The sequence below is a fragment of the Actinoplanes sp. NPDC051633 genome (assembly GCF_040681735.1).
In the GTDB taxonomy this organism is placed as follows: domain Bacteria; phylum Actinomycetota; class Actinomycetes; order Mycobacteriales; family Micromonosporaceae; genus Actinoplanes.
In genome coordinates, this window is sequence record NZ_JBFAZH010001009.1 from 1 (window position 1) to 2833 (window position 2833).

At 68.9% G+C, this 2833-nt stretch carries 2 protein-coding genes; one reads left to right on the forward strand and one right to left on the reverse strand.

Features of this window, described 5'->3' with window-relative positions; genetic code table 11:
- On the reverse strand, positions 1–580 hold a 580-nt coding region (locus AB0M20_RS36020; RefSeq protein ID WP_364305079.1), incomplete at its 3' end, for an aminotransferase class I/II-fold pyridoxal phosphate-dependent enzyme.
- An 83-nt stretch (positions 581–663) separates the two neighbouring features.
- On the opposite strand from AB0M20_RS36020, the gene AB0M20_RS36025 reads away from it, so the two are divergent.
- Entirely contained in the window at positions 664–2811 is a 2148-nt protein-coding gene (locus tag AB0M20_RS36025; protein ID WP_364305080.1) for a transglycosylase domain-containing protein, read from the forward strand.
- Positions 2812–2833: the final 22 nt, after the last annotated feature.

Genomic DNA, 2833 nt, shown 5'->3' on the forward strand with positions numbered 1-2833 from the left:
TTTGCGCTTGACTGACGCGAACGGTTAAGATTTTTTCTTTCGAGCTTTGTTTTTTTGTCGTGTCGGCGAAGGCTTCGTCGACCACCACCAGCCGGCCCGGGCGGACGAGCTTCTCGATCTCCGCCGCCGGGTGCAGCACCGAGGTCGGGTTCGTCGGATTGCCCACGACCACCAGGTCGCTGTCCTCGGGGACCAGCCGCGCGTCCAGCCGGAAGCCGTCCGCCTCGGGCAGGATCACCCGCTCGACGTCGTGGCCCGCGTTGCGCAGCGCCAGCTCCGGCTCGGTGAACTGCGGGTGCACCACCACGGGCCGCCGTACCCCCCGGAAAGCCTGCGCCAGAAGCACGAAGGCCTGCGCCGCGCCCGCCGTGAGCAGCACCTCGCTCGGATCGCGGCGGTGCCGCCGCGCCACCGCCGCCGTCGCTTCGCCCCCATCGGGGTACGCGGCCAGCCGCGTGATCGCCGCCGCGATCGGCTCGGCCAGCCACCCGGGCATCGCCGCCCGCCGCACGTTGACCGCCAGGTCCGTCAGATCGCCGCCCACCTCGGCGTCGCCGTGGTGCCCGAGGTCGTAGCTCACCCGATCAGCATGCCGGATCACGATGTCACCCTCACTTCGGCTGTTTAGTCCGTATGTGAGGCTTTTTGTCATACCTTCGAGGGGTGAAGACGCGCCCCCTCGCCGCCGCCGGTCGGATCTCCCCGCTCATCCGCGCGGGCCTCATCGCGGGGGTGGTGGTGGCCGGTCTGGCGTATCCGCTGGCGGCGGTGGCCGGGTACGGGATCAAGGCCGGGTCGGACGCCCTGCAGAGCATGCCGGACGAGCTCTCGGTGGTGCCGTCGGCGCAGACCAGCTTCGTGTACGCGGCCGACGGCAAGACCCTGCTCACCGCGTTCTACGAGGAGCACCGCAAACCCACCAAGCTGGCCGACATGTCGCCGTACATCACGAACGCGATCGTGGCCTCCGAGGACACCCGCTTCTACGAGCACAACGGCGTCGACGCCAAGGGCGTGGCCCGCGCGTTCGTGGCCAACCAGCAGGCCGGCGGCGTCTCCCAGGGCGCGTCGACACTGACCATGCAGTACGTCCGGATGGCGCTGCGGGACGGCGCGAAGACCCCGAAGGCGGCGATCGAGGCCACCGAGCAGACCGCCGCCCGCAAGCTGCGCGAGATGCGGCTCGCGATCGAGCTGGAGAAGCGGGTCACGAAGCAGGAGATCCTGCAGCGATACCTGAACTCGGCGTACTTCGGGCACCGGGCGTACGGGATCTACGCGGCGGCCCAGGTGTTCTTCTCCAAGACGCCCAAGAAGCTGACCCTGACCGAGGCCGCGCTGCTGGCCGGGCTGGTCAAGGCGCCCTCGGCGTTCGACCCGGCGGTCGGCGACCAGCGGGCCGCCACCGAACGGCGCAACTACGTCATCGACCAGATGCACAAGATGGCCGTGATCACCGACGAGCAGTCGTCCGTCGCGAAGAAGTCGAAGATCAAGCTGCGGCTGAGCTCACCGCCGAACGACTGCGTGTCGGTCTCCGACAAGCACAACGACTGGGGCTTCTTCTGCGACTACTTCCGCAACTGGTGGCTCGAGCAGCCGGCCTTCGGCGCCGACCCGCAGCAGCGTGAGGAGAACCTGCGCCGCGGCGGCTACCGGATCACCACGACGATCAACCCGCGGATGCAGGCCGCCGCGATGAAGCACGTGCTGGACAAGGAGAAGCGCAAGAGCAAGTACGCGCACGGCGAGGTGCTGATCCAGCCGCGCACCGGCCGGGTCCTCGCGATGGCGGTGAACCGGCGGTACTCGCTCGACCAGGAGGACAACGGCAAACACACCGACCGGGCCAAGCGCAAGGAAGGGCTCAAGGGCAACTACCCCAACACCGTGAACCCGCTGCTCGGCGGCGGCGACATGGCCGGGTACCAGGCCGGGTCCACCTTCAAGATCTTCACGATGCTGGCCGCGCTGGAGGACGGCAAGAAGCTGTCCACGTCGTTCGACGCCCCGCCGGTGTTCCGGTCGAAATACATCACCTCGCCCGGCCCGTCGGCGTGCGGCATCCACTGGTGCCCGAAGAACTCCAGCAAGTCGATGAGCGGCCGGCAGACCATGTGGAGCGGGTTCGGCAAGTCGGTGAACACGTACTTCGTCTGGCTCGAGCAGAAGATCGGGTCGGAGAAGGCGGTGCGGATGGCCGAGAAGCTCGGGCTCAAGTGGCGTACGGACATCGATCGGATGATGGCCGCGCCGGACCGCAGCGACGGCTGGGGGTCCTTCACGCTCGGGGTCAGCGACGCCACCCCGGTCGAGATGGCCAACGTCTTCGCCACGCTGGCCGCCGAGGGCCGCTACTGCGAACCGCTGCCCGTCCGCACGATCATTGGGCCGGACGGCAAGAACGCCCAATACAAGGGGTACGACGTGGCCCGACCGCGCTGCCATCAGGCGGTGAAGCGCAGCGTGGCGCTGGCCGCGACCGACGCCGCCCGGTGCGTGACCGGGTACGGCGCCGACAAGGGCGACTGCGGCGGCTGGGAGACCTCGCCGATGGTGCACGCGACGCTGAAACGGCCGGTGGCCGGCAAGAGCGGCACCACCGACGGCAACAAGACTGCGTGGTTCTGCGGGTTCACGCCTCAGCTCGCGGCGGCCGCCTTCGTCGCCGACCCGGACAACCCCGACAACGTCGTGGGCACCAGCCGCGGCACCATCTCGAAATACACGGTCGCGGAAACGCTCAAGGACGCGCTCAAGGGCCTGCCGAAGGCGAAGTTCAACCCGCCGCCGAAGTCGATGGTGCGGTGACGCCGGGGCGGCGGCGCCGGCC